Origin of the sequence: Shewanella fodinae (assembly GCF_014651955.1) — a bacterium.
GTDB classification, from domain to species: Bacteria; Pseudomonadota; Gammaproteobacteria; order Enterobacterales; family Shewanellaceae; genus Shewanella; species Shewanella fodinae.
The window spans coordinates 1-15,038 of sequence record NZ_BMXW01000026.1; the positions used below are offsets into that span (position 1 = coordinate 1).

The 15,038-nt window shown below is 48.5% G+C and carries 12 protein-coding genes and 1 pseudogene; 6 read left to right on the forward strand and 7 right to left on the reverse strand.

All coding sequences use genetic code 11. From position 1 onward, the window contains the following. The 5 genes and pseudogenes from IE064_RS18190 to rlmM form a co-directional block, all read left to right on the forward strand. Positions 1-295: pseudogene (locus IE064_RS18190) on the forward strand (transposase); the annotation flags it as partial. Positions 296-677: 382 nt separating this feature from the next. Beyond that, positions 678-1,589: a transcriptional regulator GcvA gene (locus IE064_RS16610; protein ID WP_133038130.1), complete on the forward strand. Its 912-nt coding sequence runs from the start codon at positions 678-680 to the stop codon at positions 1,587-1,589. Then, positions 1,570-2,220 (forward strand): alpha/beta fold hydrolase, encoded by a 651-nt coding sequence (locus tag IE064_RS16615; RefSeq protein ID WP_189618819.1) that lies wholly within the window; start codon positions 1,570-1,572, stop codon positions 2,218-2,220. The genes IE064_RS16610 and IE064_RS16615 overlap by 20 nt, the downstream gene beginning before the upstream one ends. Beyond that, the gene (locus tag IE064_RS16620; RefSeq protein WP_189618820.1) at positions 2,217-2,600 is read left to right on the forward strand and encodes a DUF423 domain-containing protein; all 384 of its coding nucleotides are present in this window, start codon (positions 2,217-2,219) and stop codon (positions 2,598-2,600) included. Before IE064_RS16615 ends, IE064_RS16620 begins: the two co-directional genes overlap by 4 nt. Before the next feature lie 56 nt (positions 2,601-2,656). Next, positions 2,657-3,739, forward strand: coding sequence for a 23S rRNA (cytidine(2498)-2'-O)-methyltransferase RlmM (rlmM, locus tag IE064_RS16625; RefSeq protein ID WP_189618821.1), 1,083 nt, complete (start codon positions 2,657-2,659; stop codon positions 3,737-3,739). Positions 3,740-3,758: 19 nt separating this feature from the next. On the opposite strand, the gene IE064_RS16630 is transcribed toward rlmM, so the two are convergent. Continuing rightward, entirely contained in the window at positions 3,759-4,127 is a 369-nt protein-coding gene (locus IE064_RS16630) for a hypothetical protein (protein WP_189618822.1), read from the reverse strand. Positions 4,128-4,237: 110 nt separating this feature from the next. Continuing rightward, positions 4,238-5,245: an isocitrate dehydrogenase gene (locus IE064_RS16635; protein ID WP_189618823.1), complete on the reverse strand. Its 1,008-nt coding sequence runs from the start codon at positions 5,243-5,245 to the stop codon at positions 4,238-4,240. A 245-nt stretch (positions 5,246-5,490) separates the two neighbouring features. Between IE064_RS16635 and IE064_RS16640 the strand changes: the two genes are divergently transcribed. Beyond that, positions 5,491-8,316, forward strand: coding sequence for a S9 family peptidase (locus IE064_RS16640; protein ID WP_373295289.1), 2,826 nt, complete (start codon positions 5,491-5,493; stop codon positions 8,314-8,316). 62 nt (positions 8,317-8,378) lie between these two features. Here IE064_RS16640 and IE064_RS16645 read toward each other — a convergent pair whose 3' ends face one another. From IE064_RS16645 to IE064_RS16665, 5 genes are all read right to left on the reverse strand, one after another. Beyond that, positions 8,379-8,822: a DUF3192 domain-containing protein gene (locus tag IE064_RS16645; RefSeq protein ID WP_189618825.1), complete on the reverse strand. Its 444-nt coding sequence runs from the start codon at positions 8,820-8,822 to the stop codon at positions 8,379-8,381. A 100-nt stretch (positions 8,823-8,922) separates the two neighbouring features. Further along, on the reverse strand, positions 8,923-9,684 hold the full coding sequence (xni, locus tag IE064_RS16650; RefSeq protein ID WP_189618826.1) for a flap endonuclease Xni: 762 nt from the start codon (positions 9,682-9,684) through the stop codon (positions 8,923-8,925). After that, positions 9,681-11,036, reverse strand: a complete 1,356-nt coding sequence (gene ppnN / locus IE064_RS16655) for a nucleotide 5'-monophosphate nucleosidase PpnN (RefSeq protein WP_189618827.1) — start codon at positions 11,034-11,036, stop codon at positions 9,681-9,683. Before ppnN ends, xni begins: the two co-directional genes overlap by 4 nt. A gap of 33 nt (positions 11,037-11,069) precedes the next feature. After that, the gene (locus tag IE064_RS16660) at positions 11,070-12,623 is read right to left on the reverse strand and encodes a GGDEF domain-containing protein (RefSeq protein ID WP_189618828.1); all 1,554 of its coding nucleotides are present in this window, start codon (positions 12,621-12,623) and stop codon (positions 11,070-11,072) included. Between the two features lie 144 nt (positions 12,624-12,767). Further along, complete coding sequence (locus tag IE064_RS16665) at positions 12,768-14,918, reverse strand: tetratricopeptide repeat protein (RefSeq protein ID WP_189618829.1); 2,151 nt, start codon at positions 14,916-14,918, stop codon at positions 12,768-12,770. Positions 14,919-15,038 lie beyond the last annotated feature (120 nt).

Below are 15,038 nucleotides of genomic sequence, written 5' to 3' on the forward strand. Positions count from 1 at the left end.
GGCTAGGGTTAGTGCCTCATCAACATTCCACCGGAGGAAAACCCCGATTACTCGGGATAAGTAAGCGAGGCAACAAGCATCTACGCACGTTATTCATTCACGGTGCGCGGGCGATTTTAGCGAGACCCGAGAAGACGGGGCGGTGTTTGGCGAATGGCTGATAAAGCTCAGAGCAACCAAGCCATTCAATGTGGCGTGTGTGGCGTTGGCAAACAAGCTTGCGAGAATCGTGTGGTCAGTGTTGAGAACGAAAGAACAATTTAACGCAGCAAAGCTGCAACCAGCGTTTGCATGAATAGAGTGAAGATGACGAAAACGGTAGTACCACCGGAGTAAAACCTGATAATAAAAACAGCAGTCAAATGCTTTGGGCTTTTTGAGGATATTCCGGCGCGGAACTCATCGTGGAGCGGTAGGCGAGAGCCTCNGAATATACGAATGTAACATGCGCTTGGTGGCGCCCAATCGATATTCCCAATACCTCTGCAATCCAAACTCGGCATTAACGTTTATTTTTGCAACATTGGTGCAAACCAATCATTTTGCCGCCGTTGTGGCAAAAAGCCGCTATTGCTAGCAGATTTAACCTGTGCCATATAAAACTGCTGGCGCTTTTACATGATTAAATGTAACAATACGGATTAGAAAAACTAATTATAAAATTGGAATGGATGCTCATGTCTAAGCGACTTCCTCCGCTCAATGCGGTAAAAGCGTTTGAAGCGGCTGCTCGCCACCTCAGTTTTACCCGAGCCGCAGAAGAGCTGTTTGTGACACAAGCGGCGGTTAGTCATCAGATCAAAGCGCTGGAAGACTTTCTCGGCTTGAAACTTTTTCGGCGTAAGAACCGCTCGTTGCTGCTGACCGAAGAGGGGCAGAGTTATTTTCTTGAAATAAAAGATATTTTTGGACAGCTAGCCGATGCAACTGACCGGCTACTGGCCCGTAGTGCCATCGGTTCACTTACCGTTAGCATGCCTCCTAGTTTCGCTATTCAGTGGCTGGTGCCGCGTTTAGCCAAATTCAGCGAGAAGAATCCTGACATTGATGTGCGTATCAAAGCGGTTGATAGTTCTACCGACTCGCTGTCGGATGATGTTGATGTCGCTATTTATTACGGCCAAGGTAACTGGCCTGGTTTGCGGGCCGATAAGCTGCGTAATGAAGTATTAATTCCTGTGTGTTCACCTCTATTGTTGAAAGGTCCCAAGCCGCTGGAAAAACCGGCTGATCTCAAGTTTCATACCTTGCTGCATGATATGAGCCGTCATGACTGGCAGGCATGGTTTCGCCAATGCGGTGTCACCGATATCAATGTTAATCAGGGGCCGATATTCAGTCATTCCTCGTTAGTGTTGCAAGCGGCGGCTCACGGTCAAGGGGTGGCGCTGGGATATAGCGTACTAGCGCGCCCTGATATTCTCGCTGGACGGCTGGTTTGTCCGTTTCAGGAAGTCCTCGTCAGCAAAGATGCCTATTATCTGGTGTGTCAGCAAAAACATGCGGAGTTAGGCAAGATTGTGGCCTTCCGCGAATGGATGCTGGACATGTTTGCTGAGGAATCCCGTAGTGAGTTGTTACCCGGATAACTGGTGCGTTGATAAAAGCCGCATTGCGAGTAACACCTTGGTGTTGTTTGCCCATGGTGCCGGTGCCAACATGCAGCATGCGTTCATGGCGACCATTGCCCAAGGGATGGCTGTTGGCGGCGTTGATGTTGTGCGTTTTAACTTTCCTTATATGCAACAACGGCAACTGCATGGTACTCGCCGTCCGCCGAATCGCGCGCCAGAATTGCTAGCAGATTTTCAGCAACAACTGCAACTGGCAATCGAACTATTGCAACCTGCTCACATCATACTGATGGGAAAGTCGATGGGCGGCCGCATCGCTACCATGCTGGCTGCAGATATTTTGCCCGAAATCGTCCGTGGTATTGTCTGTCTTGGCTACCCGTTTCTACCCAAAGGAAAGACTGCGCCGCGATTGGCCGCATTACAGGCTTGTCGTTTGCCAGTGATGATTTACCAAGGTGAACGCGACAGCTTTGGTGATCGGCGGCAACTGCAACAGTGGTCTCTCCCGGCATCGGTGCAACTGCAATGGGTTAGCGATGGCGACCACAGTTTTCAGCCAAGGAAAAGTGCTAGCGTGACGCTTGAAGAAAATTTTACTTCAGTGATCAGTAGATCACTGTCATATATCAGGAGTTTGGTATGAAAAAAGGCCTGTTTATGTTAGCCGCTATCAGTGGTTTTCTAGCTGTGGCACTGGGGGCTTTTGCCGCACACGGCTTGAAAGCGGTCACTACCCCAGAATTGATAAAAATTTTTGACGTGGGGGTTGAGTATCAGTTTTACCATACCTTTGCGCTCATTGCCGTAGCGTTGGCCGGGCATTGGGTTAAATCCCCTTTGCTGAACTGGGCGGCGTGGCTGTTTATCGCTGGTATCATTCTGTTCTCCGGTTCGCTTTATTTGTACGCCTTTTCCGGCGTGAAGATGCTGGGGATGATCACGCCGTTTGGTGGTTTCTGTTTCTTACTTGGGTGGGCTCTGTTGGCCTCCTCTATGTGGCGTCATCGTACCGACGATCTGTAACGCCAAGTTCTGGTATACTTGGCGCCTTTGCTGAAAGGCTGGTTACAGGATTATCAATGAACAATCTGTTTTTGTTCTGTCGTGCGGGTTATGAGAAAGAGTGTGCTGCAGAAATTCAGGATCGCGCTGCTGAGGTAGGCGTGGCAGGTTTTGTAAAAGCAGCGGCAAATGATGCCTATGTAGTATTCCAGTGTTTTACCGAAGGTGATGCCGATCGATTGGCGCGTGAACTGCCGCTAGATACCTTGATTTTTGCCCGGCAGATGTTTGTTTGCAGCGAGCTGTTAAGTGATTTACCCGTTGATGATCGGGTTACACCGCTGATTAATGCCTTGTCTTCTCTGGAAAACGGCGGCGAGCTGCGGGTCGAAACCCCCGATACCAATGAAGCCAAGGAATTGCTAACCTTTTGCCGCAAATTTACGGTGCCGTTGCGGGCTGCACTGAAGCAGCATGGGGTGTTACTGGCGAATGAGAATGCGCGGCGTCCTATTGTGCATGTGTGCTTTCTGGGCGGTACTAAAGCCTATGCCGGTTATTCTTACAGTAACAACAACTCACCATTTTTTATGGGCATTCCGCGGCTGAAGTTTCCATCAGCAGCTCCGAGTCGCTCCACCCTTAAGCTGGATGAAGCCTTTAATCACTTTATCGCGCCACACGAACAGGAAACTCGCTTACACAGTGGCATGAATGCGGTAGATCTGGGGGCTTGTCCCGGCGGTTGGACATATCAACTCGTACGCCGTGGCATGTTCGTGGCGGCGGTAGACAATGGCCCAATGGCCGATAGCTTGATGCAAAGCGGACAGGTGACGCATTATCGGGAAGATGGGTTTCGCTTTGAACCTAAGCGCAAAAATATTTACTGGTTGGTGTGCGATATGGTGGAAAAACCATCCCGAGTTGCCGAATTGATAGAGCAATGGGCCATCAATGGCTGGTTTCATGAAGCTATTTTCAACCTGAAATTGCCCATGAAAAGCCGCTATAAAGAAGTGACCACCATTCTTAGGCGGATGGCGGATGTCCTGCAGCAGAATGGTTTGCACCAATTTCAGTTACGTTGTAAACACCTTTACCATGATCGCGATGAAGTGACGGTACATCTGTGTTTACGTCCAGGCAGCCATCTTTGAGATTTCTGCAGCAGGCGGGCTAACGGTAATGCCACTCCTGCTGCAGATACTCTAGCTGGTTGGCCGGTGCTAGATTCTTGAGTACGGCCTGTGGCAACGGATATTGCTGGCAGATCCATTCCAGATTGCAATCGACAAACCCTAGAAATTCGCGGGTGACCATCAACGCATAGACAGCTTCTGTGAGTTGCTGGATATGCCACTCCTCGATATGACGGCGGAATTGACTGGTTTTATCCGCCTCGTAAGCCTCTAACGCTGCTTTTAAACGGCGACCTGCTTTGCCCAGTGCGGTTGATTGCTCCTTGGCAATTTCCTTTTCAAGCACCGTTTGTTTGCTGCCTCTAAGATTGGCAAGACTGGCTTTAAACACGTTGCCCTCCAGCATTGATATCTGCTGTATTTATCTTGAGCGTCTATGCCTGCGAGATCAAGTTGCTGGCGATATTCCATAAAAAAGGGACCTGTGATGGTCCCTTCTTAAATGTTGTTTGAGTCTTACAGGCGATCCAGCACCGCTTGAGTAAAGTCGGTGGTGCCGTGGCTACCGCCTAAATCGTGAGTAGTTCGGTCACCTTCGGCAATCACTGCGGCAACGGCATTGCGGATTTTGGCGGCTTTATCTGACATTCCCAAATATTCTAACATCTGCACCGATGCTAGGATGACTGAGGTTGGGTTTGCCAGATTCTTACCAGCAATATCTGGGGCACTCCCGTGTACCGCTTCAAAAATAGCCGCATTTTTACCAATATTGGCACCAGGAGCCATCCCTAATCCACCCACCAAGCCTGCACACAGGTCCGACAGAATGTCACCAAACAGGTTGGTGGTGACAATGACATCGAAGTTTTCTGGATTCATCACCAGCTTCATGCAGGTGGCATCCACAATCATCTCTTCCGTGATGATATCTGGATAACGCTGGCTGACTTCACGGGCGGTTTTTAAAAACAGGCCAGATGTGGATTTCATGATATTGGCTTTATGCACAATCGTCACTTTTTTGCGGCCTTCTTTACGCGCCAATTCATAAGCAAAAGTGGTGATCTGTTCAGCGCCTTGACGGGTAATAATACTGGTCGCTTCGGCGGTGCTGCCATCTTCAGAGACTTTCTGGCCGTAACCGGAGTACATCCCTTCGGTATTTTCACGCACGGTAATGATATCGATATTCTGATAACGCGCCTTTGTGCCTTTGAATGAAAGGACGGGACGCACATTAGCATAGAGGCTGAATTTCTTACGCAGGGTGACATTGATGGAGGTGAAACCTTCGCCGACAGGTGTGGTTAACGGGCCTTTGAGGGTGATGCGGTTTTTTTCGATAAGATCTAAAGTTCGCTGTGGTAACAACTCACCTTGTTTTTCCAGTGCCGTTAAACCTGCATCGGCAAATTCATATTCAAAATCACATCCCGCTTTATCTAAAATCTGTAGTGCTGATTCAATAATACTTGGACCGATCCCGTCGCCGGGGATCACGGTAATGGTTCTTTTTGACATGGAGAATCCTTCCACGGGTTAGCATTTAGGCGAATAAACAACCGTGTGGTGAACACGGTTAGTGTCAGAAAATTATGTGATATAGATCTCCTTTATTCTAAACACTTTTAAACACTTTTCACAGGAAATTAGTGAGCAAACCTAGGCCTTTTTATGTAGGCTAAACATTACAAAATTTTCACAAGGCGATATCTCATGAGTGGACACCATTGAGACCTGTTGCCATTTCAAGAATGAGGATTACCTTGAAATTTTCGACTTTTGCTTCGTTGCTGCTGGTAGCAATGCTGCCGGGAGCCCTACAGGCGCAACCCCAAAAGACACTTTCGCTGGAAAATATTATGCATTTCCAGTCGATTACTGAACAAGTGCTAGACCCGCAGGGCCAGATTTTGGCCTACAGTACGGCGCCTGATCGTGGTGATAGTCAGGGCTTTGTAAAACGTCTGAGTGACGGGCAGCAGTTTAGCGCTGCTGGTGGCTCAGATCCTATCATCAGTCATGATGGTCGCTTCACCCTGTTTACTGTCAAGCCAGCATTGCTTGCTGTGGAAAAATCCACCGCCAAAGCGCGTAAGAAGCTGAAGTCTGGTGTGTTGCTACTGGATAATCAAACTGGCGCAGTGCAGCACTTTGAGCGGGTAAAAGCGCAGGTGTTTTCTGAGGACGGCAAGTTTCTGGCATTGTGGTTTGATAAAGACGAGGCTCAAGACGATAAGGCCGACCAACATAGTGACGACAATGCGGCGGAAACTGCCAGCACAAAAGTCAGCAAGAAAACGGCGAAGGAAGACGCTGGCAGTCCGTTTACAGTCGTGAATCTGACCACTGGCAAGTCGCAGCATTTTGCAGATATTACCGATTGGACATTCTCATATGACAGTCGTTACCTGACGTTGGCACAGAATGACACTGCCAATGAGTTGCATAAATTAATATTGCTGCGATTGGACAGTTTCAAACAGGCGGAGCTAGTCGACAACAAATCTGAGCAGGTTGGCGCAGTGGCACTTAGCCGTGACGCCTCGCATTTGGCATACACCGCCGGAAATGCGGCGATAGTGGCCGCTGAGCGCCCGTACCGTTTAGCGCTTTATAGTCTGGAAACCGGAAAATTTTCAGCAATTCAGAATGCTGAAAAAAGCGCCGATGGCTGGTGGTTGAATCACTACAGTAAACTGAATTTCTCAGCGGATGGTCAGCGGTTGTTTTTCGGACGAGTGCCGCAGATCAGCCAGCAGTTTCATGTGCCTAAGGTAACTCAGGAAGCGGATCTTTACAGTGAGCAGGTCATTACGGGGCAGCGTGGCTTGAATATATGGCATGGTGATGATCCGCTGATTAAGCCCAATGAAATCAAACAATACGCTAAAGAGCAGCAGCGGACATATCTGGCGGTGTTGCACTTATCATCGGGCAGTGTGGTGCAGTTAGCTGATACTCAGGTGCCGGATGTGCAACTGACGGAGCATAAGCGTTTCTTGCTCGCGAGCTCAGACATTCCCTATCGCAAAATGATTACCTGGGCCGGTTTCTTCCGAGATTTCTATCTGGTGGATATCAATACCGGCCATAAGACCCAGGTACTGGCGCAACAGCCGAGCGACAGTGAGCCGACTTATTCGCCCTCCGGTAAATATCTGGCGTGGTATCAGCGTGGGCAAATTTATCTGTATGACATTGCCGATGGCCGGAAATCACTGTTGAGTGGCAATATTAAAACGCCGTTTGCGAATGAAGATCATGACTATCCTTCGGCGGCCCCCGGTTACGGTTTCGGCCCTTGGTTGGCCGATGACTCGGCGATTTTGGTGTATGACAAATATGATATCTGGCAATTTGATACCACCAGCCACCACGGCTTCATGTTGACGGCCGGGGAGGGGCGCAAGCAGCGACGGAGTTTTCGCATTGAAGCACTGGCACAGCCTGATGCCGCATTCTTACCCACGGTAACAGATGGTGAGTCAGTGTTGTTGCAAGGATACAGTGAGCGGACAAAAGCCGACGCTTTTTACCGGGCAGAAATCGGTAAGGCCGGTGTAAAAGTACTATTGGACGCGCCAGTAAAGCTTGAGGTATTAGCGCGAGCTAATAATACGAATACCTTCGTTTTCAGCCAACAGCGTTATGATTTGTACCCCGATCTTTATACGGCGGAAGTGCTGCATCCCGAGCGTGCTAAACAACAGACCACACTGGATAAGCAACGGCAACAACTGCCTTGGGGTAAGGCGGAACTGGTGCATTGGCGAGATGGTGATGGCCGGGAGATGGACGGCGTGGTGATAAAACCACCCCATTATCAGCCTGGCAAACGCTATCCGGTGCTGGTTTATTACTATCGTTTTATGAGTGACCGACTGTTTGCATTCCCGGATATGAAGATCAATCACCGCCCCAATTTTGCTTGGTATGCGGCAGATGATTACGTGATATTTCTGCCGGATATCCGTTTTGAGGTGGGTTATCCCGGTATTAGCTCGGTAAAAGCATTGACTGCAGGAGTACAAAAGCTGATTGAACTGGGCATTGCTGATCCTGATGCTATCGGTTTACAAGGGCATTCCTGGAGCGGTTACCAGACAGCATTTGATATTACCCAGACCAATATCTTTAAAGCTGCCGTTGCCGGGGCACCGGTGAGCAACATGACCAGTGCTTACAGTGGTATCCGTCTGGGGACTGGGTTGGCGCGTCAGTTCCAGTATGAAACTGGGCAAAGCCGTATCGGCGAGAGTCTGATGCAGGCTCCACAAAAGTATATCGAAAATTCGCCGGTATTTTACGTTGAACGTATTCATACGCCGTTGCTGATCATGTTTGGTGATCGTGACGATGCGGTACCGTGGGAGCAGGGCATTGAACTCTATATGGCGATGCGGCGAGCTGGTAAGGATGTGATTATGTTGCAATATGAGGACGAGCCACATCATCTGAAAAAGTATCCCAATAAGCTGGATTACACGATCAGAATGAAACAGTTCTTTGATCACTACTTAAAAGGCCGTCAAGCACCGCCGTGGATGATCTCTGGAGAAGCTTACCGCGAGCCAGCATCAGAAGATTAAGGTGAGATGAGTAAAGGGGCGCGATTGGCCCCTTTTTGCTGGTTTGGCTATAACGCGTAAGACTAGTGGCTGTCTACTGGCTTAGTCGCCGTTGCGGCAGTATCCCTGACGGGTTGAGGTTCGGTGTCTGTCACTTGCTGCAGATATTGCTGATAGGTGTCATCGCCCCAAGCGATGAGTTGATCATTGCGAAATAGCAGCGGCGTACATTCATCTTTGGTGGTGACGCCATCAGACTTTGTCTGATGAGTGCGATAAAACAAGACGTTTAGCGTTTGTCCCTGGCTGAGCTTGGCTTCACTAAAATCGGGATGACCGAGCATTTCCACTACGCTTTCCCCGCTCTGTCCGAGTTTAAGCTCTGTCAGCTTCCCTTGATTATATGCTTGGCGATCTTCCCAACTCATATCTTCCGGGTTGGGTTTGTAGACTAAGACCACCACTGCCACAAAAGCGATATAAGCCAGAAACAAGGTGCCGATGACCACCGGGATTTTGCTTTTCATTTGCCTTCCTTAAATGCTTTTACATAACAGCTTTATCATCAAACACCGCAAGTTCTCACAAGTAACTCGTCGATTTGTAAGTCATTATTTATCGCAACTGCTATTGTGGCTGCCAGCGATAATCACTGAGATTGATGTGTAAATCCAAATCTGTGCGCAGCTTGGCTAGGCGATAACTGAGCCGTGCCATTTCGTAACCGTTGCGCAGTTTCTCAGCTTGCTTGCTACCCAGTTTATCAAGTGCATTATAGATGTTGGCCAGCGAACGGAAACTTTTCAACAATTCCGCAGCAGATTTCGGCCCGATCCCCGGGATCCCTGGAATACGATTGCCACTGTCACCACTAAGCGCCATAAAATCCAGTAACTGGCGGCGGTTGATCCCAAGTTTTTGCTCTATTGCTGCGATATCCAGCCAGGCATTACTGAAATGATCCCACTGTTGCAACCCTTTAAACTGTAGCTGGCTGAAGCCTTTATCGGTTGAGACAATCACGGCTTCGCCGCCATGCTGACAGACTTTACTGGCAAGCGTGGCTATCACGTCATCGGCTTCCGATGCAGCGTTGACGGATGCCATGCCTTCGGCGGCCAATAGTTGCTTTAATTGTGGCATGTAGTCAGCAAGCAGTTGCGGCATGGGTTTGCGGCCTTTCTTGTAATCTGGATACAACTGTTTACGCCAGGATTCTTGGTCACCATCCCAGACAATGACCAGATGGGTAGGTTGGTGATGCAGGCATAATTTGCGACAGGCACTGATACTGCGTTGTGCCAGCCCGGCCAGATCCTGTTCATCTGGTTGCGCCGCATACAAGCGGCGCACTAGATTCATACCGTCAATGATCAACAATCGATTCATTGACAAACCCGATAACAGGGAACATAGGTACTGCCGGGTAACTTCATTCTGCCTTGCCTTACAAAGGCGTTGAGCAACTTGTCTATCATCGACATCAGCTTAGCATCGCCACTGAGGGAAAACGGGCCATGTTGTTCAATGTTGAGAATGGTGTCCTTTTTGACATTACCGGCCACAATGCCAGAAAAAGCCTTACGCAGGTTGGCCGCCAGCCGGGCTTTATCTTGCTGGAAATGCAGGTCGAGGTTTTCCATCGCTTCATGGGTGGGGACAAAGGGCAGTTGAAAGTCTGCGTCGATTTTCAGACCCCATTGATACTGATAAGCATCACCGGTGAGCTTGCGATGGGCTTTGACCTTCTCCATCCCCAAACGCATTACCCGTGCGGTTTCCTCTGGATCATCAATAATGATGCGGTAACGACTTTGTGCTTCCTGTCCAAGCGAGGCACCGATAAAGGCATCAAGCTCAGCAAAATATTCGGCACTGCCTGCTGGGCCTGTCAGCACCAGTGGAAACGGAATATCCTTGTTTTGCTCATTTAGCAGAATACCCAGCAGATACAGCAGCTCTTCCGCTGTACCCGGGCCTCCTGGGAAGATAACGATGCCGTGCCCCATGCGCACAAAGGCTTCCAGCCGTTTTTCGATATCCGGCATAATCACCAGTTCATTAACAATCTGGTTTGGCGGCTCAGCCGCAATGATCCCAGGTTCAGTGAGCCCAATATAACGCGCATCATGGATACGCTGTTTTGCATGACCGATAGCCGCACCTTTCATTGGCCCTTTCATGGCACCTGGACCACAGCCAGTGCAGATGTCCAGCTTGCGCAGCCCCAACTGATAACCAACTTCTTTGGTGTATTTGTATTCGTATTCACTGATGCTGTGCCCACCCCAACACACCACCACGTTAGGTTCTTGCATGGGCGAAATTACCCGCGCATTGCGCAGAATGTCAAAGACCACATTAGTGATATGGTTGGGATTATTGAAATCCAAATGAGTCACATGGCTGTATTTGTTGCTGACATAAATGATATCGCGCAGTACCGCAAACAGGTGTTCCTGAATGCCGACGATAATCTGGTCATCAACAAACGCGCAGGCGGGGGGGTTATGGAGTTCCAGTTTTACTCCGCGTTCACGGCGGACGACGTTAATGTCAAAATCGTCAAACTGTTTGAAGAGGGCGCGGGCATCGTCGGTTTCTGAGCCTGAGGCCAACACAGCCAAAGAACAGTTGCGATAGAGCTGGTAAAGTTCACTTTGGGCACTTTGCTTGAGAAAATCGACTTCCAGTTGCGACAGTTGATCCATACTGCCCCTGGGATTTACTTTGACAATCATCATGACTCCTGTGCCGGACTGGCCTCATGAAGATTAGTCGATAATGACCCGGTCTCGGCTTTCGTGTTTGGCTTTATAGAGTGCGGCATCAGCACGCTCAAAGGTGTCCAGAATATGCTCGCCATTGAGTACTTGTGCTGCACCGATAGATAATGTAACCGTAATCCGCTGATTTTTAAATTTAAACGGAATATTTTTAATTTTTTCACGGACCCGGTTTAATAATTGGGTGATGTCTTTGGTTGAAACATCCGGGATCAGCAGTACAAACTCTTCACCACCATAACGGGCCACAAATTCAGTATCACGCAAAGAGTTTTTCAGTGCCATGGCAATAACCTGCAGGGTTTTGTCGCCGGTACTGTGACCAAAACTATCGTTGATTGACTTGAAATGGTCGATGTCAGCTATCGCTATCCACAGTGCACTTTCATTGTGTTGAATTCGACGGAACTCCTGTTCCATGCGTTCATCCAGCGCGGCCCGATTGGGGAGTTGAGTCAGGCTATCAAGCTGATTGATTTTTTGCTGCTCAAACAAACGCTCTTTATAAGATAGGGTTTCCGCTGACAACTCCGCCAACTCTTTACGCAGTGTGTTGACAGATTTCTGCAGTAAGGCCACTTCCCGCTGCTCAAGAGCTTCCTTACGGGCAAGGCTGTTCTGAAGTGCACTCATGTGCTCGGTGATTTTTTGCTTAAGCTGTAACAGCTCATCAATTTCGTCAATGCTGCCAAGCACGTTGTCAACTTGGCTATTTATCTCTAGATTCAGCTGTTGTTTTAACTGCTGGCTTTGCTGGGTTTGGCTGAATGATTCGCTGACGATGTCTCTCACCGAGGTGAGTGCGTCATTCAGTGTTTGCAGAAACTCCTGCGATGCGGATTTTTCGCGCGCAATGTTTTCCAACAGCAGCCGGAGGATGGTCTGATAGGTACCCAGCAACTCTTCAACCTGCAGTGTTTCGCTGGAAAGTCTCTCTTTGAGCAGCAGTACCTGTTCACGTTGCGACTTGGGAAATTCAATATCAGAAATTAACTGTGCCAGTTCTTGGGAGAGCTGCCGATGGATGGGCAGGATCTCTAGCGCTTCCCCTTGTTGCCTCTTTAGTAGTACCTGTTCGTAGTAACCAATGAGTTGTTCAACTCTAGGAATGTATTCCCAGATACTGTGAAACGGTTTGCTCAGTTCTTGACGGAAGATACTGATCTCCCGTGAGAGCTTTTCTGGAAGATTATTAACGCGCAGTAATTCCCGACTAAAATTTGTCAGGCCAGTGCGTCCCTGTTCCAGTTTAGTGGTGATTATATGATACTGACTTTTCAACAAGCGCTCGATTTCTGGCAACTCAGGCAGTACTTCATCCAGATGCTCAAAATTGCCTATGTTGACGCGCAGCTTGGCAAGCTTATTGTCTAGTTCGAGATTATGACCCTTGCAGGCTAGGCTCATCTGGGTAATGAACTGCGACAGCGCCATCAGCTTGCTGTTACGGTCTTCGTTTATCTCTTCCAATGCCGTTTTAGTGGCCTGTAATTTCTGCTTCAACAGACCAATTTGTGACACGGTCGAACTGTCATCATTCATTCCTGTTGAGTTCCCCAGGCATTGGAAATACGGCTTGTTCTGCTAGCACTGTGCTACAGCGCTTTGTTCTTTGCTAATGTTATCGCAAACCATTGCGTCTGCAAATGATCTAATATACCTACAGCTTTAGTTTTGACAGGTTGATCAAATAACATCACGATACTCTGATACGATGCTCATTACGGGGATTGGCCATTGGATCTCACTCTTGTTTGCGTTGGTTTCCACCCGAATAAAACCACGTTCGATGCTTTTTTCCAATTGCAGATACAAGGGATTAGTAAAGATCCCAGAAGGCGTGAAATCCAACACTGACAATGCCACGTAATGACTTTCGTCTGAGGTCAGGCTCAAACTGGCGGCCAATGCCAGTTGCAGGGTCTCATATAAAATTTCTGCTGGCAGTTGTACATCGGTATCGGCTAGCAAGGGTTGCGGGATAAAGCCAAAATCGGTCAGTACCGGTTGTTTATCTAACGTCAGTTCACCGAGTCGTTGTTGTAGTTCCTTGGCATTAATCTGTTCATTAAATATCAGTCCATAGAGCCCTGGACGGATACTGTACACTTGTGCTTTTGTTAGGTGGTGTAGCTTATGCTGTAGGATTTGCTGCTGGCGGCTTGTCTGATAATGTCCGCGCATAAGGTCTGCATTCAAGTCATGTCTTACCGCCAGTAATGCCAGGGCGGAGCTATGGTGGTGCATCTTTGAACAGAAATCGCGAAAACCCGGCAATGAGGTCAGTGGGTCAGTGCTATTGAGTTGTTGCGCTATTTCAAGCTGACGTTTTCGCTGGTTTTTAGCGTGCAATAGATACAAGCAATAACTGCCGATAAGCACGGATAACAGCAGTGTCGCCGCGACAAAGTAATCGCGAGTATTGAGCATCTCTTGTTGGCGACGGTTTTGTTGCTGTAACTGTGTCACTTTAAGCGTCAGTTGTTGCACGTTAATTTCACCACTGTTGTGGCCCTGTTGCTGCGTTTGTCGCTGTTCTATTTGGGACTGCTTAAGTGCTAATAGTCTGTCTTGCAAGGCTACCACGGCTTTATCGTCGCCTTTGGCTTTATAGGCGTTAATCTGGTAACCGAGTGCTTCAGCAAGTTCAGCATCAAGTTTCAGTTGCTGTGCCAACGCTTCGGCTTTTTGTGCATGATCCAACACCAACTCCCATGTGTGATTGGCATTTGCTACTTGGGCGATCAGCAGTTCGTTATAAACAAGATAATGATTACTGTGGCGTTCACGAAATATCTTGTTGGCCTGATGCAGATAATCTAAGGCATTCTCGGTGTTACCCAGTTTGAAGTAGGCTTCACCGAGGTTGTGAAAATTCAACCCTTGTGCAGTAAAGTTTTGCTGTCGGGCATCTATTTGCTGGGCGTTGAGGTAATAATCAATGGCCTTATTCCACTGTCCTTGTTTTGCATACACAGTGGCAATCACCGTCATGCTGCTGGACAGATAAGCATCAAAATTCAGCTTTTTAAAGGAATCGATGGCCTGCTGAGTATAGTTCAGGGCGTCGTCCCACTGTTCAAGATCCCGATAGAGCTTGGCCAAATTGAGTTGCAATATTGCCTTCTGATAGGGTTTATTGGTTTTGGATGCCAGTCGATAGGCTTCGGTGTAATGCTGCAAGGCTTGGTTCAGTTTATCCTGCGCGCGAAAAAATTTACCCAGCTTGGTTTCGGCTTCGGCTAACAGGTAATCACTGCGCAGCCGATAAGCCACTTCCCGCAGTTGCGTCAGATTATTGAGCGCGGCCTGGCTTTTCTTGGTCATCAGATTGACGGTCCCCAGATCTTCATAAATCACAAATTTGAGGATTAAGGCGCGCGGGTCATTATTATCCTGCAGCAGCGACAATGCTTGATTATCCAATGCAATCGTGGTGTTGTAGTCCTGTTTAACCCGTCCCTGGTAGCGTCCTTCAAGGTTCAGTAACGCTGCCTTTTCGTAATCGCTTTGTACCACAAGTTGCAACTGGTCAAGTAACTGCCGCGCGGTTGTCTGTTTGTGAGTCTTTTTAACCTGAATGTCCAGGTTCAAGCGCACTAACAACATCATGTTGTCGATGAGTTGTTGTGGATCCAGTCGCAATGCCTTGGCTTGTTGCTGTAATTGCGCCTGTGAACTGAACTGCAAATCTTCCGGATAGTTCGCGATGGTGCGTTCGTAGAGCGCCTGGGGTGTTTCCCGCAGGGCTATCTCTGTTGCATCGGCATCTTCAGCTGATACTGGCGGTATCCAGCTCACCATAAAAAGCAGCAAAGCTGCGGTCCAAAAACGCATGTCACCGGCCTCTAAACGTAAAGGGCATTTTAATTGTTAGCTTTTATGTGGAACTGCTGAGTCAGCCACCATCCCTTGATATACTCGGCAGCTTGGATAGTATCAGTAAATTGGGATGGA

Bases quoted from the DNA above. Each gene is read 5' to 3' on its own strand.
- IE064_RS16645 (WP_189618825.1), bottom strand. From the start codon at position 8,822: ATGAAAAGCAAAATCCCGGTGGTCATCGGCACCTTGTTTCTGGCTTAT.
- IE064_RS16635 (WP_189618823.1), bottom strand. From the start codon at position 5,245: ATGTCAAAAAGAACCATTACCGTGATCCCCGGCGACGGGATCGGTCCA.
- IE064_RS16620 (WP_189618820.1), top strand. From the start codon at position 2,217: ATGAAAAAAGGCCTGTTTATGTTAGCCGCTATCAGTGGTTTTCTAGCT.
- rlmM (WP_189618821.1), top strand. From the start codon at position 2,657: ATGAACAATCTGTTTTTGTTCTGTCGTGCGGGTTATGAGAAAGAGTGT.
- IE064_RS16630 (WP_189618822.1), bottom strand. From the start codon at position 4,127: ATGCTGGAGGGCAACGTGTTTAAAGCCAGTCTTGCCAATCTTAGAGGC.
- IE064_RS16610 (WP_133038130.1), top strand. From the start codon at position 678: ATGTCTAAGCGACTTCCTCCGCTCAATGCGGTAAAAGCGTTTGAAGCG.
- ppnN (WP_189618827.1), bottom strand. From the start codon at position 11,036: ATGATTGTCAAAGTAAATCCCAGGGGCAGTATGGATCAACTGTCGCAA.
- xni (WP_189618826.1), bottom strand. From the start codon at position 9,684: ATGAATCGATTGTTGATCATTGACGGTATGAATCTAGTGCGCCGCTTG.
- IE064_RS16660 (WP_189618828.1), bottom strand. From the start codon at position 12,623: ATGAATGATGACAGTTCGACCGTGTCACAAATTGGTCTGTTGAAGCAG.
- IE064_RS16665 (WP_189618829.1), bottom strand. From the start codon at position 14,918: ATGCGTTTTTGGACCGCAGCTTTGCTGCTTTTTATGGTGAGCTGGATA.